We start from the raw sequence: 23,892 nt of genomic DNA, 5'->3' as shown, positions 1-23,892 counted from the left end.
TGTGTCGGTGGGGCGGTGCGGCCTGCTTGGAGCTACCCGTATCTGCTGTCGAGGTAGGTCACGATGTCGCGCTCGCGAAAGCGCAGCAGCCTGCCGACCTTCTGTGCTGGAAGGCCCCAGGTTCGGTACTTGTTCTTGACGGTGATCTCGCTGACCTTGAGCCAGTCGGCGACTTCGGCCGGGGTGAGGAGGCTGTTACTGCCGCCCTTCATCCGGCGTCCGGGCCGTGGGTGATGAGGACGGCGGCGCGGAGAGCGGTGCGGTAGTCGCGGCGGAGCTGGTCGATCCGGTCGAGGATCTGCTCCACGTCGGGCCGCGCGAGGCCGAGCCGCCAGGCGATCTCTGCGAGGGCTTCCTCGGCGGTCTCCGGCGGCAGCGTGGTGCCGGCCGGGTAGCAGCAGGTCTGTTCGCCACTGACCCCAAGGACCCAACTCCAGCCGTTGGCCAGGGCGGCCTCGGTGGGGCTCAAGCGGCGACCCCCAGGTACTGGGTGCGGGACTGGGAGGTGAGGTGGTACATGCCGTAGTCGCACTGGTAGGTGCGGCTCTCGTGGCGGATGCCTCGGCCGGTGCCCCGGCGGTCGGCGATCCTGGAGCGCTTGGCCTGGGCCTTGCCGAGCGCCTTGGCGGCATCTCGGGGGTCTTCGTAGGCGCGCTTCGACCCGCACGGGCAGGCCCTGAAGTCGACGGTCTTTGCCGTCATAGCCGGTTCCTCCGTCTACTTTCGGAACTGCCCGCAGGGGCAGGTGGGGATGTGGCAGGCACCGCGAGCGGCGCTCACGGCAGAGTGGTTGGCGGGGGCGTGGCCGCAGTCGGGGTCCTGGCAGTAGCCGGTCCAGCCCTTCTTGCCGTTCACATTGGCGAGCATGACGCCGGGGCTGTAGAGCTTGACGACCTTGCCCGTGCCCCCGATGGCGATCTTCGAGGCGAAGGTCTTGATCTCGGCCTCGTTGGCGAAGGGACCGAAGTTCAGGCCGCGGCTGCCGTCCTTCCAGGTGTGGACGAGGGCGTACCAATCGCGCATCTGGAGGACCTCGCCGACTTCCTTGATGACCGCCTTGGCCATCTGGTCGGCGTTGTCGAAGTCGGGCGACTCCAGGACGGCCTTGATCGCGGAGACTTCCTCCTTGCGGGGCGTCAGCCTCACGGGCCGCTCCGGCGGTCGGTGAGCGTCTCGATGACAGAGAGGACCTCATCGAGCATCCGGGCGGCCTCGCGGTCGTAGCGGGCTTCGAGCCGCTCGATCTTGGCGGTGTTGAGACCGGGCCGGCTGGCCAGTGCCTCGATCGCGGCGTCCTGGCGCTGGTACATCGCCTCGGCTTTGTCGAGGAGCTGTCGGAGCTCTTCGAGCACGGTGTGCAGGTTGAGCTCGCTGGACAGGTCAGCGACGAGGTTGGAGGTGGCCGGCGTCGGGTTGAGGACGGTCACGGGGTAGTTGAACCAGTCGGCGTCCAACGGGGTCTTCCAGCCGGGGACGGTGAAGCCGTCGGCGGTCTTGGTCCCGCTGTCGCCGTCCGAGTCCTGGACCTCCGTACCGATGGGCAGTTGGTCCAGGATCGCAGGGGTGCGAACGAGGGTGTTTGTGCTGGTCAAGGGGGACCCCTTTCTTCGCTAGTCACACTATCTCGATGGATCGGTCGAATCAACTCTTACATTCGTGCCGCAACCGCGCGGATGCTGTCGCCGAGCTCCGCCAGGGTGCCGCTGTTCAGGATCGTGACGTCGAAGGGATATCCGGCGAGCGCCTGCTCGCTGACGTGACCGGAGTCCTGGATGAGCTTCTGGTTCTGCCGGACGATCTGGACGACCAGGCCGCCGTGCTTCTTCACCGCGTCGGCCTCGTTCGGAAAGCGGCAGTCGGTGATGACGGTCGGCCCCCACGAGGCCCGCTGACGGAACATCTGGTCGACCCACACGGTCTCGCCGAGGGTGGCCCGGCCGGCATCCGTGCCGAGGCGCTGGAGGAGCACGCGGACCTCGGGGATCTGGATCTTCGCCTTGTCCCAGCCAAGCGTGTCGATGGCGGCCCGCAGGCGCATGGGCCAGTCGCCGTTCGGGCTGGGCACGAGCGGGTCGAGCGAGTACAGCATCTGGCGGAGCGGGTCGGCGAAGGCGCGGCGCTTCCAGCCCTGATCGGCGAGGAAGCCAGCCGCGGAGTCCTTGCCGGACTGGGCGAGACCGGAGAGTCCGATGAGCCGGGGCATCTTGATCGCGGTGGTCACTGCTGTCTCCTGGGGTCAGGCATCCAACGGCACGGCCGGGATGGTGGGCTGGGGTGCATGCAGGCCGAGGACCCAGTCGAAGTTCTCTTCGAGCTCGTCGATGCGGGCGCTCGCGGTGCGAACCGCAGCCTGGGCCTCACGAAGTGCCCGCAGGGCCTCGCGCTCGCTGGCGCGGAGCTCATGGAGGCGACCAGCCCGCAGGTGCCGCGCGTACTGGGCGGCCTTCTCGTAGGCGTGCTGCTCGTCCTCGACGTGCGCCTGCACCACGGCCTGGAGGATCTCCCGGCTGCGTCGCTGGGTGGCGTCAGGGGCTTCGCCGTACGAACCCTCCGTGACGCGGCGGATCGTGATCAGCGCCCAGCGGGGCGGCGTCTTCGTGGACATGTGCAGCGCGCCTTCGAGCTGGATGCCGTTCACGTGGAGGGTGCCCACGTGGCGGCTGTACTTGTCCCAGCCGTAGGCCACGTGCAGGTCGGTCGGCATGAACTCCCAGCCGTGTGCGTTGAACCGGGGAGCGACCTCGACGGTGCCGGTGATCCGCCTGCCGGTGACCGCGTAGGTGGTCGTCCAGGGGTCCGCCGCTCGGTGGCGCGGGTCGGTGCTGTCGAGGCGCTCGATCAGCAGGTCGCTGGCCATGTGTGTCTCCTTGCTTGTTGGTGGCTGGCTCGTCAGGCCGCGGGCGCCACCCCGCGACGACCTCCCTTCGGAGGTTTCGCCGGTCACACTCTTACAATCAGGTGATCGAGTAGCACTGTTCGACCGGGATGCCTTCGGCGCTCGCGTGCTCGATGCACGCCTCGGCGCTCTCGGTGAAGAAGGCGAGGGCGATCTCGGCGCCCTCGGCGTCGTCGGCGGCGCTGGCCCAGCGGTCAGGGACGATGGGGGTCAGGTGGCTGCGGGTGACGAGGTGCATCGCGGTGCCGATCCGCATGAGGCTGCCGGCCGGTCGCTGGCGGCTGGGGACCTCGCGGAAGACCGTGCCAGCGATTCCGCGCTCGATGCGGATCTTCAGCGTGGTGCCGTCGGTCAGGGTGACAGTGTCGGTGTACTTGCTCATGTCGCTCTCTTTCAGGAGAAGTTGAGGATCGCCGGGCAGTCGTAGCCCCAGCAGTTGCAGATCATGAACTGGCCCCACATGTCGCCGCGCTTGCAGGTGTCGCAGACGGCCCACTCGCGGACGTTCAGGGTGATGTGGGTGGACTTGCAGAACGGACAGGCGAGGTGGACGGCCGGCTCGGGCGCGGTGGTGTTCGTGGTCATCAGGCTGCCAACGCGTGTTCGCTTCGGACGGTCGGGCGGGTGTTGTAGATCTCGGCGAGGTACTCACGGAGCCGGGCCTCCCAGGCCATGCCGAGGAGTGCCCCGAGGACGACGGCGCCCATCGGGGGCGCGACGACGTCGCCGATCTGCTGGGTGCAGGACGAGCGAGAGCCGGTCCACGGATGTCCGGGGCGGAACCCGGCCAGGAGGGCGGCCTCGTCGAGGGAGAAGCGTCTCTCCTTGTCGTGCTCCCAGTACCAACCTCGGATCTTGCTGGTGATGGCGGTCGCGGGTTTGTCCGCGCTCCAGCAATTGCCTCCAGCGGTCTTTCTGGTGCCTCTCGTGTTGACCCGCACGCCCGGCGGCCAGCCGAGGGCCTGTGCCGCTGTGGTGGTGGGGATCTGGCTCTCGGGGCGGGTGCTGGCGACGGAGTACCGGTGCCGGGCGGCGAGCATGAACACGCGCTTCCGGCGGCTGGCCAGTCCGTAGTCCACGGCGTCGAGAATCTGGAAGTCCACGGACAGCCAGTCGGCGCACTTCAGCTCCTCGCGGATGCCGTCGATGATGACCTGCGGCAGGGCGCTGGACTGCTCCATGGCGATCCACCCGAAGTCGGGCGAGGCGACGGACAGGGCGAGGCCCCAGATCACCACCTCGGCGAGGAGGCCGATCCGGTCGTCGGTCAGGTCCTTGGCCATGGCCCTGACCTCGTCGATGCCGTAGATGGGGCCGGACCAGCCGTCCCAGCAGTCCTCGCAGCCTTCCGGGCAGTCCTGCCCGCACTCGCGGCCTTCCTCCCAGACGCCAACGGTGGCCTCCCACGCGCAGGCGAACATGTCCAGAAGGATCTGCTGGTTGTGCGGGTCCTGGCCGGCACGCTTGCCTGCGGGCGTCCAGCACTGGCACGGCGCGGTGACGATCAGGCCGCGGGTCCAGCGCAGGGCGGGGTGGTTCGGGTCGAGCGTTCGCACGTCGGCGACGATCCGCCGGAACCCGGCCTTCACCGCGGTCGCGGCGGCGTCCTTGTTGAACTCGACACCGATGATGTCGAGTTCGCGGCCGAGGACGTCCCGCGTGCCGACTTCGAGTCCGCCCGGACCGGCGAAGAGATAGACGACGCGCTCCGGATCGCCGGGCTTCGGCGGCAGGAGCCACCGTGCCGGCCAGGGGGCGGCGAGCTGTTCGAGCTCCTCCATCGACCAGTCGACCAGCTCCTCCAGGTCGGGGAGGACGGCCGCGGTGGCGCTCACCGGGTAGCAACCTTGATCGTTGCCCCGGTGGCGTCGAACATCGGCAGCCACTCGACGCTGCTGCACACGTACTCGATGACGGAGGCGCGTACCGCCTCGTTGTCGGGCCCGGTGCCGTCCTCCTCGGTCCAGCGGTCGCGATCGACGATGACGGTGATCGCCGGTATGCGCACCTTGAGGAGTCGGCTCTTGCCGCATCCGCATGGGCACTTCCCGTACTCAACGGCCACGGCGGACCCCCTTGCCGGCGCGGACGGCGAGGGAGGCCATCCGGTCGCGGGAGCGCCGGACGATGAGGTCCCGGGCGGTGAAGCCGTGCTGGGCGGTGTCGAGGGCGTCGGGGTGGAACAGGTCGACGTCGGCCGGGATCAAGCCGGAACGCTGGGCCTCGTCGAACCAGGCGAGCGCGTCGGCGGCCGTCTCGAAGTCGAGGGGAAGGTGGAGACGGTAAGAGGTTGGCTTCACCATCCGAGGAACTCCTCTTCCGTCTCGTCATAGTCGTCGTCCTCGTCGTCCACCGTTTCGACGCTGATGAGCCACCCGGCATCGGTGATCTCCCAGTGGTAGCCGGGGCGGATCAGACCGTCGTGCTGGTAGAGGTTGCGCGAGCAGTGCGCGCACTCGTACGGCTTGCGCTCGATGTGGCGGATCGGACCGTCGCACGCCACGCAGCGGACCACGTTGGCTGGTGGTTCCGCGGTTGGCGGCATGAGGGTGGGCAGCATCTCGTATCCTTCGAAGTGATTGATGTCGGCTGGCATCGTCAGGAGGCGGGCACCACCCCGCCCCGACCCCGGCTCACCACCGGGGTTTCGCCTCGGCGCCCGTCCCGCAGTCATGGCAGATCGGGGGACGGGTGCCGTGGTTGTTCGGCTAACTCAGTAGCTGTTGAGGAGTTCGAGGACCGTGGTGTCCTGGATCTCCTCGAAGAAGGGCTCCGACAGATCCCACTCACCCGGGTTGTCGTTGAGCCACTCACAGAAGCCGTCCTCGTCGCTGATCTCGCCGTCTTCGTCGAGGAACTCGTCCGGGATGGTCAGTTCGAGCTCAACCTCGGCCTCGGTGGTCCGCTCGATGCTGAACTTGACGGTCTTCTTCATGCTCTGGCCCTTGAGGTAGATGCGGATGCGGCACGGGCCGCAGGTGAGGTCTTCGTCGAGGAGTTCGGGCACGTCGCCGCACTCCAGGCAGGCAGGCCGCCAGTCAGCCGATGTAGAAGACATAGATGCCGCCTCCGGGGGCGTCCTCGGCGGAGTAGCCGCCGGTGAACAGGTGGTGGGATGCGCGCTCCCAGTCGATGTCGGTGAACGGCCACTGGGTCAGGAGCTTCTTGCGCTCCTCGTCCATCTGCTCCTCGGCCTGCTCCTGGGCGTAGTCGGCCTCGGACCGCCACTCACCGCAGAACGCGTCGCGGAACTCGTCGACGAGCCCGGCCCGGTCGGCGTTGTCGTCGGCGTAGACGCTGAACCAGATCGCGAAGGGCTGACGCTCGTACGGGGGGATCTCGGCGAGGAGCTCGGCCATCTCGGCCGCGTGGGCCGGGGAGCACTCGCCCTCGATCAAGCCGAGGAAGTTCTCGTGGTCCATGACCCACAGCTCCTCGTGGTCGGTCGCCTTGGAGTGCAGGTCCTCGGGGGTGACCAGGTCGGCCACGTCGGCGTCGTGCCAGTCGCCGGTCAGATAGCCGGCGTTGTAGCAGGCCAGGCAGCCGATCCAAACGCGCGGGGCGTCGATGTCGGTCAGGGTCGCGGGCATGTGTCCTCACAGTTCGATGTAGGGCTGGCTTCGTCAGGCGGGGGACACCACTCCCCCGCGACCCCCTTTCAGGGGTTTCGCCTTGTCGGGATCTACCTCTCGGCCTTCTCCAGGACCGGCCAGTACGAGCGGCTGCGCGACCAGCCGTTCGCCTTGTGCAGGGCGTCCATGGAGTTCTGGGCGTCGGTCACGCAGGGCTCGCACATGAACCGCTCTTCGGCGGGTGTGCGCATCCACGGGCCTCGGCGGCCGGTCGCCGGGCCGCACCATTCGCACAGGCCGCCACCTTCGATGTGGTGGAAGGCGGTGCGGGTCTTGCCGTTGTGCGGGCTGACCGTGCGGACGATGGCGTGGGCCTGGGTGGCTGCGGCCTTGAAGGCGTCACGGAACCCGTAGTCGAAGAAGGTGTCGCCCGGGGTCCACAGGTCGCACGAGTCGTCGTGGTTGTCCGGCGCCGCGCAGACGAGCACCTCGTACTTCCAGCTCATCGGTTGCCCGCCTCGTTGAGTGCGGTCATGAGCTCGTCGAGCACCTGGTACTCGCGGGGGTTCGGCGTGCGGACCTCCTCCTCGGGGAGCATCTCGACGGGCAGGGCGAAGATGAGCCGGGCCGCCACGTCGGCGAGGTTGACCAGGGTGTACCACTCCTGCGAGCCCGGGTCGTGGTCCTCCCGCCACTCCTCCACCTCGCGGTGTATCGCGAGGACTTCGCGGGCGAGGGTCTTGATCTGATCCATGTGAACTGCCTTTCGGGGGTGGGTGGTCAGCGGGCTTCGAGCCACTGGCAGGCGGCGGCGAAGCCGTGCTCGCAGTCGTCGCGCTTGGAGTCGGCAAAGCCGTCGTTGAAGTCGGTGACGGTCGCGTGGGCGTGGTGCCGAGCGTCGTAGCCGTGCTGGATGGGGGCTCCCAGAAGGAGGGCCCCGGCGGCGAGGGCGAGGAGGAATCGGCGGTGGCGGCGGATCACGGGATCACGCGGCCAGGGCGGTGCGGCGGGCGTTGGCGAGGTGGTTGTCTCCGAGGTTGGCGCGCTTGCCCGCCGCGTTGCCCGCGTTCCAGCCGGAGCCGGTCAGGCGCCGCTTCGCGGGGGTGCGAACCTTCGGGTGCGCGGCCTTGAAGAGGGCGCGGATCGCGTCGTCGCGGGAGCTGAGCACGAGCTCGGCCGAGCGACTGCCGGCCGGGAGCGCAAGGTCGGCCTCGGCTGCGGCCTGGCGCTCGGAGTCGGTCAGGCGCCGGTACACCGCGCTGCGGAACCCGGCGAGCCAGGTCTTGCGGTAGGCGGTGGTGGACTCGCCCATGCCGGGCGTGCCGTGCTTCATGCCGTTCAGGGCCTGGAGCATGAGGGACGTGTAGAGCATCTCGACGCGGTCGAGCGTCGACTCGTAGCCGTGGAGCTCGACCTTCTGGACGTACCGGCGGGCGGTCGTGTCCCAGGTGCGCCAGCGGACGGACTGTCCGCCGAGTGCCTCGTTGATCGACATCAGCAGGTTCACGCGGTCGAGCACGTAGGAGCCGCTCTCGACGATGACCCGCGTGGTGGGCCGGTCGGTCTCCGGCTTGGCGTCAGCGAGCATGGCCCGCTCGATCCCGTACTTCGCCATCAGCGCGGCGGCCTTGGCGAAGTACGCCTGGGCCTCCTCGGGGGAGGCCGCGGGGTCTTCGGCCTTGGCCAGGATCGCCCGGACCTTGGCGAGCATGGGGTTGTTCTGGCTGTTCATGTGCACCTCGTGGATCGTGATGCGGCTGGCATCGTCAGGAGGGGGACACCACTCCCCCGCGACGCACACGCCGGCCACCTCGCGGGCAGGCGTGTGCGTTTCGCCGTGTGGCCTCACGCGGCCAGTTCGAGGAGGTACTCGCCAAGGTCGACGACGGTCCCGTCCGGGGTGTCCTCGTCGTCGAAGGTCTTGTGGAGGTCGCCCTCGTCGTCGTCTTCGGCGTGGCACTCCAGCCACAGCTCGGCGACCTCCTGGCGGCCGACCCGGGCGAAGAAGCGGACCAGCGAATCGGCCTCACCGCAGGTGAACTTGCCGCCGACCATGGAGGCGAGCATGCCGTCGTTGAACACGTCCGCGAACTCGTCCACGGCCGAGCGCAGCACGGCCACTTCGTGGTCAAGCTTGTGGATCGTCTCGCTCGCATAGGTGAAGGTGCGCGCCCATGCCTCTCGCTCGGCGCGGCGGTTGGCCCAGGGGTTGAGCTTGCGCAGGGTCTTCATCATGGGGACCTCGTTTCGATGTGAGCGGCTGGCTCGTCAGGCCCCGGGCACCACCCCGGGGCGACGCCCCCGGAGGGGGCGTTTCGCTAGTTACACTCTTACAATCAGGCCGCGATCAGTTCGATCTGGCCCGGGATGGCACCCCGCAGGATCTCCCGAGCCAGACCGAGGAAGTACTGGTCGCGGTGCTCGGCGTACACCTCGGCCGTCCTGATCCAGGACACCTCGCCGTCCGATCCCTCGTACTTCAGGTCGTACAGGTCCTCGCTGGCGTGCTCGACGATGGCCTCGCGGTCCTCGTCGGTGTCCAGGTCGTACGCCTTGCGCGCCTCGTCAAGGGCCTCTTGGAGGTTCTCCTCGAACACCTCGGACTCCAGCTCGGAGTGGTCGTCTTCATCGAGGAACGGGTAGCCGTGCTTCACGTACTCGGCCAGGGAGACGGCCTCGCGGAACGCCTTGGTGTAAGTGCGGGTGCCTTTGCAGTCGCCCTCACAGGCGTCGCCGAAGCAGAAGTCGACGTCGGGCTCACAGCCCGGCTCGCACTCCTCGGTGTGGGTGCCGGGGCACTCCACGTCGCAGCCGCCCTCGTACACCTGGACGTACAGGCTGTAGGCGGAGCCGTAGTGAATAGACGAGCCGTCGATCTGGACGACCTGCTCGTCCGAATTCTCGGTGCCCTCGCAGTCCTCGTCGGCCGCGCACCGGATCAGTGTGGCCGCGGTGCGGAAGTTGGACTTGTCCATGAGGTTCAGGGGGTACTCGGTGTAGGTAAACACCTCGACGTGCGTGGGGATCTCGCCCCGGCGGCTCCAGGAGGTCTGCCACGACGGCCAACAGCGGTAGTCGTCCTCCAGGTAGGCCGCATACTCGGCCAGCACCTCGTCATCGACGTCACAGGTACGGGGGCTCATGTTCTCTCGCTTTCAGCATTGAGCGGCTGGCTCATCAGCACCCGGGCACCACCCCGGGCGGACGCCCCGAAGGGCGTTTCGCCTCAGACCTTGAAGACCGCGACGTCCAGGGCGCCGGTCATCAGCTCCAGCTCCTCGATCCGCTCGATCAGGCCGACGAAGACGACCGTCCAGATGTCGTCGCACAGGTCGCGTCGGGCGATCTCGCCACGGGCGGCGTCCAGCAGCCGGCCGAGCTCGAAGTTCCGCTCGGTCAGGTTGGCGATCGTCTCCTCGGCGCTCATCGCGGGGGCGGCAGCCTTGGCCAGGGTCACGCCGGTCACGGTGATGTTCATGTTTCTCCTCAAGGTCTCGCCGGGCAGCGCCCGGCCTCGCGCCGCACCGTCGGGCGACGGGCGGTGAGCGCTCCCCGGCTAGTTACACTCTTACAATAGGGGCGCCTAGAACCTTCCGGCGGCTTCGCACCTACGCCCAACGGCGCCCGGAAGGCACCCGGCCCGTTCGGGCCGGACAGTTCAACTCGGGTGTCCATCTCGGGGTTCAGCGGCAGGATTACTCCGACCACCGGGCTCACCGTCCCCACCCGCAGGACTGGCCAGTTTCCCCGGCCGCTTCTCTTCGTTCCGGCCGGATCTCTCCGGCCCGTTCGAGTGAACGGTGAGCCCTGACCTCGGAAGTCCGCACGGTTCCCCTGACACCACCACCCACGGGCATCCGTGGACAGTTCCCCACCACGCCTACCCCGACAAGTCGGAGCGGTTCGCGGCTTCACCAAGGCCGTACGAGCGGGACATGCGGACGAAGAATCCGCGCCACTGCCTGTTACGTTGGCTGTACCCCAGGGGTTCGGCGTCATCTCCAAAGCGCTTCCATCACCGGCGAGATGCCCCGCCTCCGTACGCGCCCCTTCGAGCCCACCTATGCCCTGCACTCACCCACACCGCCTGCTGGCGGCTGCGACATCCTTCCCCCGAAGGGGCGGGGCCGGGTGAGCGTCAAGCTCAAGATCTGTGCGCCTTCCAGCCTGGCCGGTTGGCGTCGAGCCCGACCCTATCGGGCCGGTCCCGCGTTTCGCAACTCTTACGATCCGGGGTTGCGATCCCGCCTGCCCATCCTTCCGGCGGCGCCGCTCTTGCGGCCCGTTCTCGGCTTCCCGGGTTCGGCGTTGGTTCCAACCCTAGCGGGCTGGCCTTGCGTTCGCAACTCTTACGTTCGCTCAACTTGCTTGCCGCTTCAGGTAGTTTGCCCTGTCTTGCGGCTGGCGTCCCGTGGTGGCGACGGGGAGAACATTACGCATCTAGTCACACTCTTGCAAATCGGCCCACATAAGCGCAGGTCAGAGGCCATGTGATGCCGCGCTGAGTGGCCCTGTGACGGGCCTGCCGGGCCCTGCTGGCCGGTCATGCGCGCGTTCCCCCTAGGGGGTGTGGGGGTGCGAGTGTGCCCGCGTGCGACGCGCGACCCTAGGGCATGGCGACCCGGCCGGTAGGGGGTGGGGGTATGACCCCCGGAGAAACGATTCGCGGACCGCCACGTCTTAGCCGCTCGGATTCTGCCACGGTTCCAAGGTCGCTCAGTCCGCAGGGCCGGAACGACGGAGACCGAGGCGGGCGAATGCTCGGCCCCGTCGAGGGCCTGGGTCAGGATGTGGCCGGCGCGCCGTCGAGCGCCTTCAGCGCATCGTCGAGGTCCGCCAGGTTGAGGTAGGCAATCTCGGTGGAGAGCAGTCCTCGGTCGGGCTCGGCGTACACGATCCACGGCCCCCGGATGCTGAGCTTCTCGCCGTCGAGGCTGACCTCCCAGGAGGCGGCCGGCGCCTCGCCCTCCCCGCCCGGCGGCAACGTCCAGGATGTGTCGGACGGATCGCCGTCGGCCCACTCCTTCTCGCGCCAGGCTTTGTGGCCGCGCACCTGGCGAAAGGCCGCTGCCAGGTGCCGCAGGTCCGACGCTGGCACCACGGCCTGGTGCCGGCTGGGGGCGGTGCAGTGCTCGGCCGCGGTGCGGGTGAGGTAGAACGACTCCGACCGGATCTCGACCCTGTACGGGCCCATCGCTCGGGTGGGTTGCTGGATGGCTCCCACGCTGTCTCCGTTCCTGTGGTGTTGTGCCAATGACGGTAGCGCCACCACCTGTCACGGCGGTGGCGCTACCGAGGTCATGCCGCCTGGATCTCGCTGAGGTAGCGGTACCCGGAGCGGACGGAGCACTGGAGCCGCTTCGCCAGTGCCTTGCCGTTGACCTTCACACCGTCGGCCTGCATCGCGGCGACGGTCTCCTCGACCACTGCCAGTGGCACGGCCTTCCTGGCACGGCTCCGCCGTCGCGGCTGGCGCTCTGCCAGCCCGGTCTCTGCCAGCTCGCCTGCCAGTTCATCAGCGGTCTCGTCCGCCTCGTCTGCCAACTCGTCGGCCTCCTCGGCCAGCTCCTCGTAGCCGTTGCGCACGCCGTGCGCCTTGGACACCAGCTCCCGCCCCTCGCGGTCGATCGCGTCGGCGAGGTGGGCGAGGGCCTCGGCGAGCGCCTCCTGGAGCTCGCGCATCCGCTCCTCGGCGGTCATGGTGGCGGGCGGGGTCGCTGCCATGTGCAGCATGTGTGCCACCACCAGCGGCGGCACCGAGGAGACGCCGGCCACCAGCACGGCGGAGGTGGTCATGTACCCCTGGTCGATCAGGTGTGCCATCACCTGGGCTGCCAGTGCCAGGCCGAGCGCCGCTCCGGCGCCGATGGTGGCAGTGGTGCGGCCGGGCCCCTTGGCACGGCGACGGACCTCGGAGATGACGGCGGCGCAACCGGCGTAGACGGACACGGACACCGGCATCAGCCAGGTGACCCAGCCGTGCCACCCGGCGATCTGTGCCATCCGGATCTCGCCGGGCACGGACATCACCAGGGCTGCCACGAGGACGAACGGCCTGCCAGCGGTGAAGACGACGCGGGCGTACCAGGGCATGTGCATCGAATGCATGTGCGTGAGCTCTCTGTGCGTCGGCGGATCAGGCGGCGGCCGGGATGAACCGGGACTTGGCACCCTTGGCGAAGGCGCCGGACTCGCGGCGCTGGCGGATGGCGGAGAGCAGTCCCGCCGCGTCGCCGCCGACGGTCGCGGCCTGGTCACGCCGGGCCTCGGCGGTGCACGTCTTGCACAGGCTGTGGATAACTCCGGCGGGGAACGGGGCGTCGCACTGCTGGCAGCGGGCGCGGGTGTCCGGCGCCGGGGCGGGCTTCGGCGTGGACGGCGCGGGATGGGCCGGGCGGTGGGTCTTGAGGCGGTAGGCGACCAGCGCGGCCGGGGAGTCGATCCGCTCCGGCAGCCGGGCGGTCAGGACCGCGAGGAGCTTCGCCTGGCTGTGGCCCTCGGCGAGCCACTCGGCGGCGAGCGGGGCCAGGCGGAGGACATCCGCGGTGCCAAGCCCGAGGCGGCGGTCGTTGTCGCCGAGCTTGGCGAGGACCGCAGCGGCCCGGCCGGTCTCGGCGTCAGCCGGGGCGGCCTGGGCCTGCTCGTCCTGGGACTTGATCTCCTCCTCCTCGGTGCCGGCCGCGTCCGGCCGCTGGCCGTCGCTCTTCGGAGAGGGCTTCGGGAGGAGGTTCTTTACCTGGTGCTTTTCCCCCTTGGGGAGATCGCCGACGCTCCGGACCTCCGGCTCACCGACCGCCGGGATGTGGGTCATCGGGATGTCGGAGACGTGGGTCTGGGTGTACCAGCGGCCGGTGTCGCGGTCCTGGGAGCGCTGGCGGCGAAGGTAGCCCGCCTCCTCTAGCGCCTTGAACGCCTTGGCCACGGCCGTCTTGCCCTCGTCGACCTGCTCCGTGATCTTCTCTATCGTGACGGCGGTACCGTCCGGCAGGGACAGCAGGCGGACCAGCAGGCCGACGGCGGCCAGCGAGAGCCGGTCGTGACGGGCGGCGGCGTTGGGCACGACGACGAAGGCGCGGTCGTGCCGGTTACGATGCACTCGCATCTAGAGGACTCATCTCTAGGTCGGGGCCCTGGGAGCGTAGGCGCGCTTCCGGGGCCTGTTGCGTCTGACGGGTTGTCGAACGAACCATAGTAAGAGTGTCACTTCGAATGCAAGACTTGAACTCGCTTTCCGAGCGGAGCATCGCAAGAGTGTGACTGCCGTCACGGCTGGAGGCGTTTCCAGATCCAGGCCCGAGCTCCGTATATATGAGTAGAAGGCTGAAGTCGTAGAGGCTTCCCCTTGGGGGCGCCGGAGGCGCCCAACTCCTCGAAGCCCCTTCGCCGTTGCCGCTTCCCGCTGGCCCCCTGCCGGGGGCCGCTTGCCGAAGCCCTTCGCCGTTGCCTTCGGGCCTGACGTAGGAGGCTCGTGTCCTGGACTACGTCTGACAGACGGCTTCGCCTGCCGCCGAACTGGCCGCAGATACGGCGCCGCGTCCTGGCCAGAGACGGCCACCGGTGCATCGCCACGGACCACTACGGCGTGCGCTGCACCGAGCCGGCCACCGACGTGGACCACATCCGACCGGGTGACGACCACCGAGAGGCCAACCTTCAATCGCTCTGCGGGTGGCATCACCGGGTCAAGTCGTCCAGAGAAGGGGCCGCCGCGCAGGCAGCCGCCAGGCGCCGCAACGACCGGCGTTTCCGTAGGACCGAGGATCATCCCGGCCTGCTGTAAGGAGGTGGCGAGTGCCCGGCCCCGTGCCCAATCGAGAGGCGGACCTCGCCCGTCCGCGCGAGCGCAAGGGCAGCGATATCCAGCCCGTCACCAAGGGCGTCATGCGGGAAGTGGAAATCCCGGACGGCGACCCCGACTGGCATCCGATCGCCCAGCGCCTGTGGGACTCCCTGAGGAGTTCCGGCCAGTCGGACTTCTACCAGAATTCCGACTGGGCCTTCGCCTTTTCTCTGTGCGAAGACCTGAGCCATTACAAGAACGCCGGTAAACGGAGCGGCCAGATGCTCCAGACGATCTACTCCGCTTTCGAGCGCCTCCTCGTGTCCGAGGGTGACCGGCGCCGGGTGCGCATCGAGCTGCACGAGCCGGAGCCCGAGGTCCAGTCGGCCGCGGTGCTCGCCATCGCCGACTACAAGAAGGACCTCGGACTCGCCGAGTAACGCCGGGGGTGAGCCGCATGCCGAAGGCTCCCGCCGCACTGACCGAGGAAGAGATCGACGCCCTCGAACCGAGCTTCCTCGGGCCCACGTGGCTGCGGGAGCCGGACGGATCGTGGACGCTCCCCGAGCACACCATCGGCTGGCAGGTGGCCGGCTGGGCTGCCGAGTACCTCAAGAGCGAGGACGGCGGCCCCTGGCGATTCACCCGCGAGCAACTGCGCTGGGTGCTCTGGTGGTACGCGGTCGACGACACCGGCCGCTTCGTCTACCGCAAGGGCGTGTTGCAGCGGCTCAAGGGCTGGGGCAAGGACCCGCTGTTGGCGGTCGTGGCCCTGGTCGAGTTCGTCGGCCCGAGCCGCTTCTCGCACTGGGACGAGGACGGCCGGCCGGTGGGCGTGCCGCATCCCCAGGCGTGGGTGCAGATCGCGGCCGTCAGCCGCGACCAGACCCGCAACACCATGACGCTGATGCCGAGCCTCATGAGCGACAAGCTCATCGAGACGTACGGCATCAAGGCCGGCGCCGAATTGATTCGAGCCCACGGCGGACGCCAGCGACTTGAGGCGGTGACAAGCAGCTACCGCGCCCTCGAAGGCGCGCGCTCCTTAGTCCACGTTCACCGTTCTCAATGAAACGCACCACTGGGTCACCGGCAATGGCGGCGACCGAATGTACGAGACGATCGACGGAAATGCGACGAAGAAAGATTCGCGCTATCTGGCGATCACCAATGCATATCTGCCCGGCGAGGATTCCGTTGCCGAGCGAATGCGCGAGGCATTCGAGAAGATCCGCGAAGGCCGAGCCTCGGACATCGGGTTCATGTACGACTCGATCGAGGCCCACCCCGCGACTCCGCTGACCCCGGAGGCCATCCGGATCGTCCTGCCGAAGATCCGCGGTGACGCCATCTGGTTGAGGGTCGAGACGATCCTCCAGTCCATCCTCGACACCACGCTGGCGCCCTCGCGCTCGCGGCGGATGTGGCTGAACCAGATCGTGGCGAGCGAGGACGCCCTCCTCGGCCCGGCGGACTGGGACGTGCTCCGCGACGAGACCAAGGTGCTCAAGCCCGGCGACGAGATCGTGATCGGGTTCGACGGCGGCCTCCGCGACGACAGCACAGCTCTGGTGGCTCTGCGCGTGAGCGACATGGCGGCCTTCGTGCTCGGCCTGTGGGAGAAGCCCGACGGCCCACGCGGCGACGGCTGGGAGGTCCCCCGCGACCTGGTCGACTCGGCGGTGCACGACGCCTTCCGCGTCTTCAAGGTCCAGGGCATGTACGCCGACGTCGCGCTCTGGGAGTCCTACATCTCCGAGTGGTCCGACACCTACGGCGAGGGCCTGGCCGTGAAGGCCCCCGGCCGGGACTCGATCGGCTGGGACATGCGCTCCTCGCTCAAGGCCAGCACCCTCGCGCACGAGCGTCTCCTGCGCTCGATCCTCGACCGCAAGCTCCGCCACGACGGCGACCGAGCCTTGCGCCGGCACGCCCTCAATGCGGTCCGCCGCACCAACAACTACGGGTTGAGCTTCGGCAAGGAGTCGAAGGACAGCCCCCGCAAAGTCGACCTCTACGCGGCGCTGATGCTCGCGCACGAGTGCCTCGTCGACCTGCGCGCCCGAGGCAAGAAGGTCCGCGCCCGCTCCGGCCGCGGTTTCTTCCTGTGACCCGATGGTAAGAGTGTAACGAAGGTGGTGATTCCCCTGGCCGCCTCCGTCTCTCCTGCCGCGCTCGCGCGGCAGCTCCTCGCCGTCCTCGGCCGCGACGGTGCCCGACTGCGCAGGATCGACGACTACCTCCACGGGCAGCACGACGACCCGTACATGCCGCCGCAGGCCGACGACGAGTACCGGCTCCTGGCCAGGCGGGCGGTGTCCAACTGGATGCCCCTGCTCGTCTCGACGCCCGCCCAGGCTCTGTACGTCGACGCCTTCCGGCCCGGCGAATCGGGCGGGGGCGTGCCGGCCGCTGCGGACTCCACGACCGTGGAGTGGGAGCACTGGCAGCGCAGTCGGCTCGACGCGCGGCAGGCCGCGGTGTACCGGGGCGCGCTGACGTACGGCCACAGCTTCACGCTGACCGAGCGGGCCCGCAACGGGCAGGTCCGTACGAAGGGCCTGTCCGCGCTGCGGACGGCCGCGCTGTTCGAGGACCCGGCCAACGACGAGACGCCCTTCGCGGCGTTGACGGTCGTGACCTGGCCGATGGGCGACGACCCGGGCCGGGCCCGGCTGTGGGATGCCCGCAGCGAGTATGTGGTGCGCTTCCTGTCGCTGGACGACCCGGACAGCGTCACCGTCTCGGATCTGCGGCGGCACGGCGCGAGCGAATGCCCGGTCACCCGCTTCGCCGCCTCGGTCGACCTGGAGGGCCGCACCGTCGGCGTGATCGAGCCGATGATCGCCCTCCAGGACCGCATCAACCAGAGCGTCTTCGACCTGCTCCTCGCGCAGACCTACGGGTCTACCAAGGTGCGGACGGTCTCCGGCATGGCGCCACCGATCCAGCGCGACCCGGAGACGGGCGAGCCGGTTCTGGACGCGGCCGGCAACCCCGTGCCGTTGCCGATCAACCACAACGCGAAGCGGTTCTTGTTCGCCGAGGACCCGGACGTGCGGTTCGGCTCGCTGGACGAGACACCGTTGCAGGGGTTCATCGACTCGATCGACATGTCCGTGCGGCACCTGAGTGCCGTCTCCCAGACCCCGCCGCACCATCTCCTGGGCCAGATCGCCAACTTGAGCGCCGAGGCCCTCCTGGCAGCCGAGACTGCCCTGAGCAGGAAGATCGCGGAGTTCCGCGTCGCGTTCGGCGAGTCGTGGGAGAGGGTCTTCCGTCTCGCGGCTGAGCTGTCCGGGCACATCGCCTCCGCTGGGGACTACCGGGGCGAGGTCATGTGGCGCGACATGGAGTCCCGCAGCCTCGCGCAGTCCGCCGACGCGCTCGGCAAGCTCCGCGAACAGCTCGGCATCCCGGCTCGCGGCCTGTGGGCGCGCGTGCCCGGGGTCACCCAGACCGAGCTGGAGGACTGGGAGCACAAGGCCGAACAGGACGACTCGGTCGGCCAGTTGGCCAGTGCGCTCAAGCGGGCAACGCCTGAGCCGGCCGCCCGGCCCGCCCCGGTGGCGGCGTGAAGCGGCAGGCCGAAGCCGACCAGGCGGCCGAGGCGTTCCACCTCGCCCTGAGCCAGATCGGCGTCGAGACCACCGCCGAGGCGTTCAAGCTCTGGTCGGAGGTCCCGGCCGCGCAACGCGCGGCTACGGCGCCGGGCTGGCTGCGTCGGGCGATCACGCTGGTGATGGGCCGCAGGCGCATGGCCCGCGACCTGGCCCGCGCCTACTACCGCCTGGCCCGCGCGCTCCAGACCGGTACGACGGTCGCCGACCCGTACCACCCGGAGCCCTCGACGGTGACGCTCGGCGACCTGCGGCGCCAGTTCGCCACCCTGGCCGGCACCTACGAGGTGCCCGCCCCGGCCCCGTCCACCGACGGCTCCGCCCGCCCGGACAAGGCGGCCGACCAGCCGGTCAGCGAGCAGGCCAGCCGCACCGCAGACGCCGCCCGGGAGGCACCGCAGAACGGTGACGAGCACCAGCTCGACGACCACGCGGAGGACTGGGAGCGCATCCTCGTCGAGGAGTTGGAGGGCCTTCGCGACGACGAGGAGCGGATCGAGCGGGAGGCGGAGGAGGAACTCCGTACCGTCCTCGACGCGCTCGGCACCCGCAACCTCGACAAGCGGCTGGCGCAGGTCGACAACCAGCAGGCCGCCAGGGACGCGGACCGGCAGCGTGAGGAGGCCCACCGCCAGGCGGGCGCCCAGCAGGCCGGGGCCGCCTCCCGGGTCGCGATGAACGGCGGCCGGTCGGCGATCTGGAACCACACCAGCCGCGACCGCCGGGCCCTCGGGTATGTGCGGCTGTCCCGCACCGGCACCCCGTGCGGCTTCTGCGCGATGTTGATCAGCCGTGGAGTCGCCTACAAGAGCGAGCGGTCCGCCACCTACAAGGACGGCGACCTCTTCCACGACCACTGCCACTGCTACGCGGAGCCGGTCTTCCGCCGCGACCAGTTCGACGGCAGCGGCCTGTTCGAGCTGAACCGGCAGTACCAGGCGCTGTGGCCGGAAGTCACCAAAGGCTACAGCGGCAGGGGCGCGCTGAACGCGTGGCGCCGCTTCCTGCGAGCCCAGCAGCGCGCACACCACCAGGCCGAAGCCCAGGCGGCGCGGCCACCGACCACCACAGCCCAGGAGGCGTGACCGTGTCTGAGCAGAACACTGACCCCACCGACGAGACCAAGCCCGACGAGCAGCCCCCGCCCGCCCCGTCGCCGGAGGACGAACTCCCAGACTGGGCTCGCAAGGAGCTGTCGAAGGTTCGCACTGAGGCTGCGTCGTATCGCACACGCCTGCGTGACGCTGAGACGCGACTGACCGAGGCCAAGAGCCCGGAGGAGTTCGAGTCTGCGCTCGCCGAAGTGAAGGCGAAGAACGCCGAGCTGGAGCACTCCCTCGTGGTCGCCCAGGTCGCCCGCCGCTTCGAGCTGCCCGAGGCGCTCGCGGCCCGGCTTCGCGGCGCGACCGTCGAGGAGCTGGAGGCCGACGCGAAGTCGCTCCGGTCCTTCCTCGCGCCGCCGGCCCCCGAGTCCCTGGGCGGCGGCCTGAACCCGTCTGACGAGGACGACGGGGAGATGGACCCGCGCAAGCTCGCGCGCCGCTCCCGCCGCATCTAGCGCCTTGAAGAAACGTTCCCCCTAGCCCCCAGGTCCGCTGACCGGGGGCTTTTCTACGCCCCCGGAGTTACAGAACCCCTTGCCTACCAACCAGCACCAGGTCGTCAAGCCGCAGAAGCTCGTCAACACCGCTGTCGGGATGCTGGAGCAGGAGCTCCTGATCCCCAACCTGTTCCAGAAGCAGGGCATAGACCAGTTCAAGGGTGCCGACAACGACACCATCAGCATGAAGGTGGAAGGCATCCTGCCGTTCCACGACTATGCGTGGCGCAACGACCGCTCGGCGCCGATCCAGTTCGACGAGTACGCCGAGCGGAAGATCGCCGTGTCGTTCGGCGGCAACTCGTACAGCGCGATCAAGCTCACGGATGAGCAGAATGACTTCGACATCGACCAGTGGTCGACCCTGCTCCGTCCGCAGGTCAAGGCCGTCGCGCGCGGTCTCCAGCGCCGGGCCGTCAAGACGCTGACCGGTCAGACCTACAACGCGACGATCGGCAACGCCCAGCAGAACCTCCGGGCCGCGCTGATTGAGGCGCGCCGGGTCCTCAACGCGTTCCACGCGCCGAAGGAAGGCCGCTACCTGCTGGTCGGCTCCGACTTCGAGAGCGCCCTGCTGAACGACGACAAGCTGAACCTGGCCCAGAACATCGGTGATGCCGAGGCCGAGTCCGCCCTGCGGACCGCGTCGCTCGGCGACCGCATGGGCTTCCGCATCGTCGTCGACCAGACCATCCCGGCCGACACCGCGTACGCGTTCGCCAGCTCGGCGTTCATCTTCCTCTCTGGCGCCCCGTCCGTGCCGCAGTCCGTCCCCTACGGTGCAACCACCAGCTTCGAGGGCATCGCCCTGCGGTGGATTCGCGACTACGACTCCCTGTACCTCCAGGACCGCTCGGTCGTAAACACCTACAACGGGTTCCGGTCGGTGACGGACATCCTGGTCGGCTGGGACGACGTGGCCGAGAAGGAGATCATCTCCACCCAGGAGCACTTCGTGCGCGGCATCAAGCTCACCCTCGACGGCAAGAGCGACTACCCGGCCGCCGGCTCCGAGCTCGCCAAGATCACCGGCGTGTCCGACGCGAAGGTGTGGACCCCGGCCGGCATGAAGCCGGAGACCGACCCGGCCAACGCCTAACCCCCGAGTGCAGGGGCCAGCCCGCCTGAGCTGGCCCCTGCCGGGCCCTGCCCGAAAGGAGGCTCGCCATGGCGTACGCCACTGTCGCCGAGCTCAAGGGCCGCCTCGACTGGGAGCTCGACGAGGACGAACTGCGCATCGCCGCTACGGCGCTGGAGGACGCCTCGGACCTGGCGGCCGAGTACGGCCGGGACTGGCCCGCCGACAAGGCACCCCGCCTGGTGAAGACGCTCGTCCTCAAGGCCGCGGCCCGCTACCTGCGCAACCCCGGCGGCTACACCCAGTCCCGCGCGGGCGACGAGACGCTGGCCTGGTCGGACATCGGCCGGGACGCCGGAACCGTCTACTTCACCCGCGAGGAGATCCGCCTCCTGGCCGAGCTCGGCGGACGCAAGCCCGGCCTGTCCAGCGTCGCCATCAGCGCCTGGGACTCCAAGATCCGCCCCGGCGCAGGCGGCTTCGTCCCCGTCGACTACGCCGGGGACCGTTTCCCCCTCTTCTCCGACGACCGGGGGCCCTGGTGAGCGTGCAGCGCAGGCGCGGCCAGAAGGCCCGGATCTGGAAGACCACCACGGTCACCGACAAGCGCGGCAACGAGGTCCTCGTCGCGGACGGCGACGGACCGCATGAGGTGCGGGCCGCGTTCATCCCCCAACGCTCCTCGAAGGCCGAGGTGCCCGGCCAGCAGCAGATCAACATCGTCCGCATGCTCGTCGACCCTGCCCTGAGCGACGTGACCCTGTGGTCCCGCGTGGAGTTCGACGGCCGGCAGTGGGACATCGTCTCCCCTCCCGCCTACCACCACGGATCGCGCCGCACCCGGCACTGGGGCATCGACATCCGGGAGCGCCCCTGATGGCTTACCTCTACGCCAGTGTGCGCGGCCGGAAGTTCGAGAAGGCCCTCGCCCTGAACGAAGGGGTGCAGGCCGCCCTGGAGGCCAAGGCGTTCGAGATCGGCGTCCGGGCCGAGGAGCTCCTCATGGCCCACCGCGCCGAGGGCATCGCGCACATCGAGCTCGACGAAGGCGACGTCGACAAGTACGTCATCCTCGCCGACTCGAACACCTCCAACCGGCCCGAGGCCCCCGCCGAGAGCTATGCGAACTCCGCGGCCTCGATCGAGTTCGGCCGCTCCGGCTACACCGCCGTCCGCAAGGACAAGTTCGGCAACGAGTTCGAGGTGCAGGTCGGAGCCATGGAGGGCCTGTTCATCCTCACCCGGGCCTCCAACCTGCCCAAGAAGCGGCGCCCGCGCGTGCAGGTCCCCAACGAGAAGGCGAGACGCAAACCGTAGTGGCCGGCCTTCCCGACCAGATCAAGGCACTCGCCGAACTTTCCCCCGTCGAAGACCTGATGCTCGCCCTCCTGCGAGAGGGCCTGCCTGGCATCCGGGTGCAGTCGCTGATCGCCAAGGACCAGAAGTTCCCCCTCGTGCTCGTCCGCCGCGCTCCCACCTTCGGCGAGTGGAACGGCGACACGCGCTTCGTGGACTCCGCCCTCGTCACGGTCCACACCTTCTGCGAAGACCCCGACGGCGACGAGGACGCGGCGATCCTCGCCGAAGCCGTCCGCGTCGTGCTCCGCGACGCCTGGCTCCGCCAGAAGGTCGTCCCCGGCCGAGGCCACATCACCCGCGCGGAGATCAACTCCGCGCCCCGCCGGGCAACCGACTGGGCGACCTCGACCGGGCCCGTGCAGTACGCCGACCTCCCGGTGGGGGTGTGGCGGTACGAGACCACGTACCAGATCGAGATCCGGCGCCCGCGGAGCCGCCCTTACGCCCAACCATCCCCCTGAGTAAGGAGCCTCGCTCTTGCCCATCAACGACGACGCAACACTCGTCGTCGGCAGCGGAAACTTCCTGACCGCACCGCCCGGCACGCCGATCCCCACCGACCTGCTCGCCCCCACATCCCCCTGGGACACCGTCGGGCACACCAGCCTCGAAGACATCTTCGGAATCAGTAGCGAAGGCGGCGACGCCACCGTCATCGGCACCTTGCAGAACAAGAACCTGCGGACCAAGTACGGCGCCCGCACCGAGACGATGGCGCTGACCCTCCAGCAGTTCGACGTGGCGGGCCTGCGCCTGTTCTACGGCTCGAACGCGCCGCTCCTGCCCGACGGCAGCGTGGGCGTCCCGACCGACCCGACACCGACCGTAGCCGCGTTCCTCGCCCTGTTCATCGACGGCACCCACCACTTCGCCTTCTACGCCCCGAAGGCAGAGATCTACCGGGCCGACGACCTGTCCCTCTCGGACACCGAGTCTCTGGCCGGCCTGCCGATCGGCGTGAAGCCCATGGCCTACGGCTCCAACGCCTGGACGTACGCGGTGACCCCGCTCGGCGCGACCAACTTGCCCGCGACCGGCGCGACCGCCGGAACCCCCGGCGGCTTCACCCCGACCGGCGCGATCACCCCGGCCAACCTGGCGGCCATGTCCGGCGTCGTCGCCAGCCCGGCCACCGCGTGGACCACCGGCAAGCACGTTCTTCTCGGCGACGCCTCCAAGGCGTACTGGAACGGCACCGCGTGGACTGCCGGCCAGGCCCCCTGATCCCCGTCCTTCCCCTCTCCCTGACTCACCCCGGAGGTCACAACCCCCTTGGCCAGCTACACCCTTGACGACATACGCGCCGCCGCAGACGCCAAGTACGCCTCGACCGACATCGACCTCGGCAGCGGCGACGTCGTCCACCTGATCAACCCGCTCCGCCTGCCGAAGGCCAGCCGCGACAAGCTTCACGAGCTCCAGAACCAGCTCGAAGCGGACAACGCCGATCAGCAGGTCCTCCTGGAGGACGCCATCCGCCTGGTGTCCGACAACGGCCAGAAGGCCGACGCACTCCTGGCTGCGATCGGCGGCGACCTCGCCGTGCTCGCCCAGATCTTCGAGACCTACGGCGCGAGCACTCAGGTGGGGGAAGCCTCGGCCTCTGCCGCCTGATCGACGAGTACGGAGAGGGGCTGTACCCCGACCTGTGGTTCCACTACGGCATCGACCTCGGTGACGTGATCGCAGGCCGGGGGCCAAGCCCCGCTCTGGTGCTCCTGCTCGCGCAGAGGCTCCCCGACACCTCCCTGACCGTCGCCCTCGCCTCCGGCGGCCGGGACCTCTTCGGCTGGGGCGTCGACCGCTACCTGAGCGCCGATCTCTTCGACGCGATCAACAGCAACACGAGGGCCACCGGCAACTGGGCCAAGGGCAAGGCGCCCAAGATTCCGCCCTGGCCCCGCCCCACCGCAAAGGCCAAGACAGCACCGGCCAAGAAGCACGCCTCCGTCGCGGGGATCTACCAGCAGTTCGCCCGGAGGTGACG

General features: G+C 69.1%; 39 protein-coding genes and 6 other RNA genes. 14 read left to right on the top strand and 31 right to left on the bottom strand.

The window, feature by feature from the left end; genetic code table 11:
• Positions 1-32: 32 nt before the first annotated feature.
• From CYQ11_RS20000 to CYQ11_RS19855, 31 genes are all read right to left on the bottom strand, one after another.
• Positions 33-212, bottom strand: coding sequence for a helix-turn-helix domain-containing protein (locus CYQ11_RS20000; protein ID WP_104651074.1), 180 nt, complete (start codon positions 210-212; stop codon positions 33-35).
• Positions 209-469, bottom strand: coding sequence for a hypothetical protein (locus CYQ11_RS19995; protein ID WP_104651073.1), 261 nt, complete (start codon positions 467-469; stop codon positions 209-211). Before CYQ11_RS19995 ends, CYQ11_RS20000 begins: the two co-directional genes overlap by 4 nt.
• Entirely contained in the window at positions 466-702 is a 237-nt protein-coding gene (locus CYQ11_RS19990) for a hypothetical protein (protein WP_104651072.1), read from the bottom strand. The genes CYQ11_RS19995 and CYQ11_RS19990 overlap by 4 nt, the downstream gene beginning before the upstream one ends.
• A gap of 15 nt (positions 703-717) precedes the next feature.
• Positions 718-1,146: a hypothetical protein gene (locus CYQ11_RS19985; protein ID WP_104651071.1), complete on the bottom strand. Its 429-nt coding sequence runs from the start codon at positions 1,144-1,146 to the stop codon at positions 718-720.
• A complete protein-coding gene (locus tag CYQ11_RS19980) occupies positions 1,143-1,592 on the bottom strand; it encodes a hypothetical protein (protein WP_104651070.1) in 450 nt (149 codons plus the stop codon). The genes CYQ11_RS19985 and CYQ11_RS19980 overlap by 4 nt, the downstream gene beginning before the upstream one ends.
• A gap of 56 nt (positions 1,593-1,648) precedes the next feature.
• Positions 1,649-2,221, bottom strand: a complete 573-nt coding sequence (locus CYQ11_RS19975; RefSeq protein WP_104651069.1) for a deoxynucleotide monophosphate kinase family protein — start codon at positions 2,219-2,221, stop codon at positions 1,649-1,651.
• A 15-nt stretch (positions 2,222-2,236) separates the two neighbouring features.
• The gene (locus CYQ11_RS19970) at positions 2,237-2,857 is read right to left on the bottom strand and encodes a hypothetical protein (protein WP_104651068.1); all 621 of its coding nucleotides are present in this window, start codon (positions 2,855-2,857) and stop codon (positions 2,237-2,239) included.
• A gap of 18 nt (positions 2,858-2,875) precedes the next feature.
• An RNA gene (locus CYQ11_RS19965) (hammerhead ribozyme type II) lies at positions 2,876-2,939 on the bottom strand.
• Between the two features lie 15 nt (positions 2,940-2,954).
• On the bottom strand, positions 2,955-3,278 hold the full coding sequence (locus CYQ11_RS19960) for a hypothetical protein (RefSeq protein ID WP_104651067.1): 324 nt from the start codon (positions 3,276-3,278) through the stop codon (positions 2,955-2,957).
• A gap of 11 nt (positions 3,279-3,289) precedes the next feature.
• On the bottom strand, positions 3,290-3,481 hold the full coding sequence (locus tag CYQ11_RS19955) for a hypothetical protein (protein WP_104651066.1): 192 nt from the start codon (positions 3,479-3,481) through the stop codon (positions 3,290-3,292).
• Complete coding sequence (locus CYQ11_RS19950) at positions 3,481-4,731, bottom strand: DNA cytosine methyltransferase (protein ID WP_104651065.1); 1,251 nt, start codon at positions 4,729-4,731, stop codon at positions 3,481-3,483. The genes CYQ11_RS19955 and CYQ11_RS19950 overlap by 1 nt, the downstream gene beginning before the upstream one ends.
• The gene (locus CYQ11_RS29645) at positions 4,728-4,904 is read right to left on the bottom strand and encodes a hypothetical protein (protein ID WP_181143716.1); all 177 of its coding nucleotides are present in this window, start codon (positions 4,902-4,904) and stop codon (positions 4,728-4,730) included. Before CYQ11_RS29645 ends, CYQ11_RS19950 begins: the two co-directional genes overlap by 4 nt.
• A 46-nt stretch (positions 4,905-4,950) precedes the next feature.
• A complete protein-coding gene (locus tag CYQ11_RS19945; RefSeq protein ID WP_104651064.1) occupies positions 4,951-5,199 on the bottom strand; it encodes a hypothetical protein in 249 nt (82 codons plus the stop codon).
• Positions 5,193-5,456 (bottom strand): hypothetical protein, encoded by a 264-nt coding sequence (locus CYQ11_RS19940; RefSeq protein WP_146104716.1) that lies wholly within the window; start codon positions 5,454-5,456, stop codon positions 5,193-5,195. Before CYQ11_RS19940 ends, CYQ11_RS19945 begins: the two co-directional genes overlap by 7 nt.
• Positions 5,457-5,479: 23 nt before the next feature.
• Positions 5,480-5,549: hammerhead ribozyme type II (locus CYQ11_RS19935), an RNA gene on the bottom strand.
• Between the two features lie 60 nt (positions 5,550-5,609).
• Positions 5,610-5,954, bottom strand: a complete 345-nt coding sequence (locus CYQ11_RS19930; RefSeq protein ID WP_146104715.1) for a hypothetical protein — start codon at positions 5,952-5,954, stop codon at positions 5,610-5,612.
• On the bottom strand, positions 5,935-6,486 hold the full coding sequence (locus CYQ11_RS19925; protein WP_104651061.1) for an antirestriction protein ArdA: 552 nt from the start codon (positions 6,484-6,486) through the stop codon (positions 5,935-5,937). The genes CYQ11_RS19930 and CYQ11_RS19925 overlap by 20 nt, the downstream gene beginning before the upstream one ends.
• An 18-nt stretch (positions 6,487-6,504) precedes the next feature.
• Positions 6,505-6,569, bottom strand: an RNA gene (locus CYQ11_RS19920) — hammerhead ribozyme type II.
• 9 nt (positions 6,570-6,578) lie between these two features.
• Positions 6,579-6,974 carry a hypothetical protein gene (locus tag CYQ11_RS19915; RefSeq protein ID WP_104651060.1) on the bottom strand — a complete coding sequence of 132 codons (396 nt, stop codon included), beginning with the start codon at positions 6,972-6,974 and terminating at the stop codon, positions 6,579-6,581.
• Positions 6,971-7,222 (bottom strand): hypothetical protein, encoded by a 252-nt coding sequence (locus tag CYQ11_RS19910; protein WP_104651059.1) that lies wholly within the window; start codon positions 7,220-7,222, stop codon positions 6,971-6,973. The genes CYQ11_RS19915 and CYQ11_RS19910 overlap by 4 nt, the downstream gene beginning before the upstream one ends.
• A gap of 26 nt (positions 7,223-7,248) precedes the next feature.
• Positions 7,249-7,449, bottom strand: coding sequence for a hypothetical protein (locus CYQ11_RS19905; RefSeq protein ID WP_104651058.1), 201 nt, complete (start codon positions 7,447-7,449; stop codon positions 7,249-7,251).
• Positions 7,450-7,453: 4 nt separating this feature from the next.
• Complete coding sequence (locus CYQ11_RS19900; protein ID WP_104651057.1) at positions 7,454-8,200, bottom strand: DUF2786 domain-containing protein; 747 nt, start codon at positions 8,198-8,200, stop codon at positions 7,454-7,456.
• 19 nt (positions 8,201-8,219) lie between these two features.
• Positions 8,220-8,306: hammerhead ribozyme type II (locus CYQ11_RS19895), an RNA gene on the bottom strand.
• 7 nt (positions 8,307-8,313) lie between these two features.
• Positions 8,314-8,703, bottom strand: coding sequence for a hypothetical protein (locus tag CYQ11_RS19890; protein ID WP_104651056.1), 390 nt, complete (start codon positions 8,701-8,703; stop codon positions 8,314-8,316).
• Positions 8,704-8,722: 19 nt separating this feature from the next.
• An RNA gene (locus CYQ11_RS19885) (hammerhead ribozyme type II) lies at positions 8,723-8,789 on the bottom strand.
• A 15-nt stretch (positions 8,790-8,804) separates the two neighbouring features.
• Positions 8,805-9,611, bottom strand: coding sequence for an adenine nucleotide alpha hydrolase family protein (locus CYQ11_RS19880; protein WP_104651055.1), 807 nt, complete (start codon positions 9,609-9,611; stop codon positions 8,805-8,807).
• Positions 9,612-9,631: 20 nt separating this feature from the next.
• An RNA gene (locus CYQ11_RS19875) (hammerhead ribozyme type II) lies at positions 9,632-9,695 on the bottom strand.
• Positions 9,695-9,946: a hypothetical protein gene (locus CYQ11_RS19870; protein ID WP_104651054.1), complete on the bottom strand. Its 252-nt coding sequence runs from the start codon at positions 9,944-9,946 to the stop codon at positions 9,695-9,697. Before CYQ11_RS19870 ends, CYQ11_RS19875 begins: the two co-directional genes overlap by 1 nt.
• Before the next feature lie 1,305 nt (positions 9,947-11,251).
• On the bottom strand, positions 11,252-11,692 hold the full coding sequence (locus tag CYQ11_RS19865) for a hypothetical protein (protein WP_146104713.1): 441 nt from the start codon (positions 11,690-11,692) through the stop codon (positions 11,252-11,254).
• A gap of 74 nt (positions 11,693-11,766) precedes the next feature.
• On the bottom strand, positions 11,767-12,576 hold the full coding sequence (locus CYQ11_RS19860) for a hypothetical protein (RefSeq protein ID WP_104651052.1): 810 nt from the start codon (positions 12,574-12,576) through the stop codon (positions 11,767-11,769).
• 28 nt (positions 12,577-12,604) lie between these two features.
• Positions 12,605-13,570: a helix-turn-helix domain-containing protein gene (locus CYQ11_RS19855; RefSeq protein WP_146104712.1), complete on the bottom strand. Its 966-nt coding sequence runs from the start codon at positions 13,568-13,570 to the stop codon at positions 12,605-12,607.
• 701 nt (positions 13,571-14,271) lie between these two features.
• Between CYQ11_RS19855 and CYQ11_RS19845 the strand changes: the two genes are divergently transcribed.
• From CYQ11_RS19845 to CYQ11_RS19785, 14 genes are all read left to right on the top strand, one after another.
• Complete coding sequence (locus tag CYQ11_RS19845) at positions 14,272-14,688, top strand: phage terminase small subunit (protein WP_243469285.1); 417 nt, start codon at positions 14,272-14,274, stop codon at positions 14,686-14,688.
• A 17-nt stretch (positions 14,689-14,705) separates the two neighbouring features.
• Positions 14,706-15,320: a terminase large subunit domain-containing protein gene (locus CYQ11_RS30375; RefSeq protein ID WP_243469284.1), complete on the top strand. Its 615-nt coding sequence runs from the start codon at positions 14,706-14,708 to the stop codon at positions 15,318-15,320.
• 37 nt (positions 15,321-15,357) lie between these two features.
• On the top strand, positions 15,358-16,359 hold the full coding sequence (locus CYQ11_RS30370; RefSeq protein WP_243469283.1) for a terminase large subunit domain-containing protein: 1,002 nt from the start codon (positions 15,358-15,360) through the stop codon (positions 16,357-16,359).
• A gap of 24 nt (positions 16,360-16,383) precedes the next feature.
• Positions 16,384-17,826: a phage portal protein gene (locus CYQ11_RS19835; RefSeq protein WP_243469282.1), complete on the top strand. Its 1,443-nt coding sequence runs from the start codon at positions 16,384-16,386 to the stop codon at positions 17,824-17,826.
• A complete protein-coding gene (locus tag CYQ11_RS19830) occupies positions 17,823-18,953 on the top strand; it encodes a VG15 protein (protein WP_104651048.1) in 1,131 nt (376 codons plus the stop codon). Before CYQ11_RS19835 ends, CYQ11_RS19830 begins: the two co-directional genes overlap by 4 nt.
• A gap of 2 nt (positions 18,954-18,955) precedes the next feature.
• Entirely contained in the window at positions 18,956-19,426 is a 471-nt protein-coding gene (locus CYQ11_RS19825; RefSeq protein ID WP_104651047.1) for a hypothetical protein, read from the top strand.
• Between the two features lie 79 nt (positions 19,427-19,505).
• A complete protein-coding gene (locus CYQ11_RS19820; protein ID WP_107501324.1) occupies positions 19,506-20,567 on the top strand; it encodes a phage major capsid protein in 1,062 nt (353 codons plus the stop codon).
• 68 nt (positions 20,568-20,635) lie between these two features.
• Positions 20,636-21,091 (top strand): hypothetical protein, encoded by a 456-nt coding sequence (locus tag CYQ11_RS19815; protein WP_104651046.1) that lies wholly within the window; start codon positions 20,636-20,638, stop codon positions 21,089-21,091.
• Positions 21,088-21,423 (top strand): phage head completion protein, encoded by a 336-nt coding sequence (locus tag CYQ11_RS19810; RefSeq protein WP_207793749.1) that lies wholly within the window; start codon positions 21,088-21,090, stop codon positions 21,421-21,423. Before CYQ11_RS19815 ends, CYQ11_RS19810 begins: the two co-directional genes overlap by 4 nt.
• Positions 21,423-21,863, top strand: coding sequence for a hypothetical protein (locus CYQ11_RS19805; protein ID WP_104651045.1), 441 nt, complete (start codon positions 21,423-21,425; stop codon positions 21,861-21,863). The genes CYQ11_RS19810 and CYQ11_RS19805 overlap by 1 nt, the downstream gene beginning before the upstream one ends.
• On the top strand, positions 21,863-22,366 hold the full coding sequence (locus tag CYQ11_RS19800) for a phage tail termination protein (RefSeq protein ID WP_104651044.1): 504 nt from the start codon (positions 21,863-21,865) through the stop codon (positions 22,364-22,366). The genes CYQ11_RS19805 and CYQ11_RS19800 overlap by 1 nt, the downstream gene beginning before the upstream one ends.
• Positions 22,367-22,382: 16 nt before the next feature.
• Positions 22,383-23,129 carry a phage tail tube protein gene (locus tag CYQ11_RS19795; protein WP_104651043.1) on the top strand — a complete coding sequence of 249 codons (747 nt, stop codon included), beginning with the start codon at positions 22,383-22,385 and terminating at the stop codon, positions 23,127-23,129.
• Positions 23,130-23,177: 48 nt separating this feature from the next.
• Positions 23,178-23,519 (top strand): phage tail assembly protein, encoded by a 342-nt coding sequence (locus CYQ11_RS19790; RefSeq protein WP_104651042.1) that lies wholly within the window; start codon positions 23,178-23,180, stop codon positions 23,517-23,519.
• Between the two features lie 65 nt (positions 23,520-23,584).
• On the top strand, positions 23,585-23,890 hold the full coding sequence (locus tag CYQ11_RS19785) for a hypothetical protein (protein WP_181143715.1): 306 nt from the start codon (positions 23,585-23,587) through the stop codon (positions 23,888-23,890).
• Positions 23,891-23,892: the final 2 nt, after the last annotated feature.

Source organism: Streptomyces cinnamoneus (genome assembly GCF_002939475.1).
GTDB classification, from domain to species: Bacteria; Actinomycetota; Actinomycetes; order Streptomycetales; family Streptomycetaceae; genus Streptomyces; species Streptomyces cinnamoneus_A.
This window is presented reverse-complemented; position numbering and strand designations above follow the sequence as displayed.

Excerpts from the sequence above, each read along its gene's own strand:
- CYQ11_RS19910 (WP_104651059.1), bottom strand. The coding sequence starts at position 7,222 with ATGGATCAGATCAAGACCCTCGCCCGCGAAGTCCTCGCGATACACCGC.
- CYQ11_RS19925 (WP_104651061.1), bottom strand. The coding sequence starts at position 6,486 with ATGCCCGCGACCCTGACCGACATCGACGCCCCGCGCGTTTGGATCGGC.
- CYQ11_RS20000 (WP_104651074.1), bottom strand. The coding sequence starts at position 212 with ATGAAGGGCGGCAGTAACAGCCTCCTCACCCCGGCCGAAGTCGCCGAC.
- CYQ11_RS30375 (WP_243469284.1), top strand. The coding sequence starts at position 14,706 with ATGCCGAAGGCTCCCGCCGCACTGACCGAGGAAGAGATCGACGCCCTC.
- CYQ11_RS19855 (WP_146104712.1), bottom strand. The coding sequence starts at position 13,570 with ATGCGAGTGCATCGTAACCGGCACGACCGCGCCTTCGTCGTCGTGCCC.
- CYQ11_RS19960 (WP_104651067.1), bottom strand. The coding sequence starts at position 3,278 with ATGAGCAAGTACACCGACACTGTCACCCTGACCGACGGCACCACGCTG.
- CYQ11_RS19890 (WP_104651056.1), bottom strand. The coding sequence starts at position 8,703 with ATGATGAAGACCCTGCGCAAGCTCAACCCCTGGGCCAACCGCCGCGCC.
- CYQ11_RS19900 (WP_104651057.1), bottom strand. The coding sequence starts at position 8,200 with ATGAACAGCCAGAACAACCCCATGCTCGCCAAGGTCCGGGCGATCCTG.
- CYQ11_RS30370 (WP_243469283.1), top strand. The coding sequence starts at position 15,358 with ATGTACGAGACGATCGACGGAAATGCGACGAAGAAAGATTCGCGCTAT.
- CYQ11_RS19930 (WP_146104715.1), bottom strand. The coding sequence starts at position 5,954 with ATGTCTTCTACATCGGCTGACTGGCGGCCTGCCTGCCTGGAGTGCGGC.
- CYQ11_RS19990 (WP_104651072.1), bottom strand. The coding sequence starts at position 702 with ATGACGGCAAAGACCGTCGACTTCAGGGCCTGCCCGTGCGGGTCGAAG.
- CYQ11_RS19970 (WP_104651068.1), bottom strand. The coding sequence starts at position 2,857 with ATGGCCAGCGACCTGCTGATCGAGCGCCTCGACAGCACCGACCCGCGC.
- CYQ11_RS19815 (WP_104651046.1), top strand. The coding sequence starts at position 20,636 with ATGGCGTACGCCACTGTCGCCGAGCTCAAGGGCCGCCTCGACTGGGAG.
- CYQ11_RS19860 (WP_104651052.1), bottom strand. The coding sequence starts at position 12,576 with ATGCATTCGATGCACATGCCCTGGTACGCCCGCGTCGTCTTCACCGCT.
- CYQ11_RS19955 (WP_104651066.1), bottom strand. The coding sequence starts at position 3,481 with ATGACCACGAACACCACCGCGCCCGAGCCGGCCGTCCACCTCGCCTGT.
- CYQ11_RS19805 (WP_104651045.1), top strand. The coding sequence starts at position 21,423 with ATGGCTTACCTCTACGCCAGTGTGCGCGGCCGGAAGTTCGAGAAGGCC.
- CYQ11_RS19880 (WP_104651055.1), bottom strand. The coding sequence starts at position 9,611 with ATGAGCCCCCGTACCTGTGACGTCGATGACGAGGTGCTGGCCGAGTAT.
- CYQ11_RS19945 (WP_104651064.1), bottom strand. The coding sequence starts at position 5,199 with ATGGTGAAGCCAACCTCTTACCGTCTCCACCTTCCCCTCGACTTCGAG.
- CYQ11_RS19915 (WP_104651060.1), bottom strand. The coding sequence starts at position 6,974 with ATGAGCTGGAAGTACGAGGTGCTCGTCTGCGCGGCGCCGGACAACCAC.
- CYQ11_RS19940 (WP_146104716.1), bottom strand. The coding sequence starts at position 5,456 with ATGCTGCCCACCCTCATGCCGCCAACCGCGGAACCACCAGCCAACGTG.
- CYQ11_RS19870 (WP_104651054.1), bottom strand. The coding sequence starts at position 9,946 with ATGAACATCACCGTGACCGGCGTGACCCTGGCCAAGGCTGCCGCCCCC.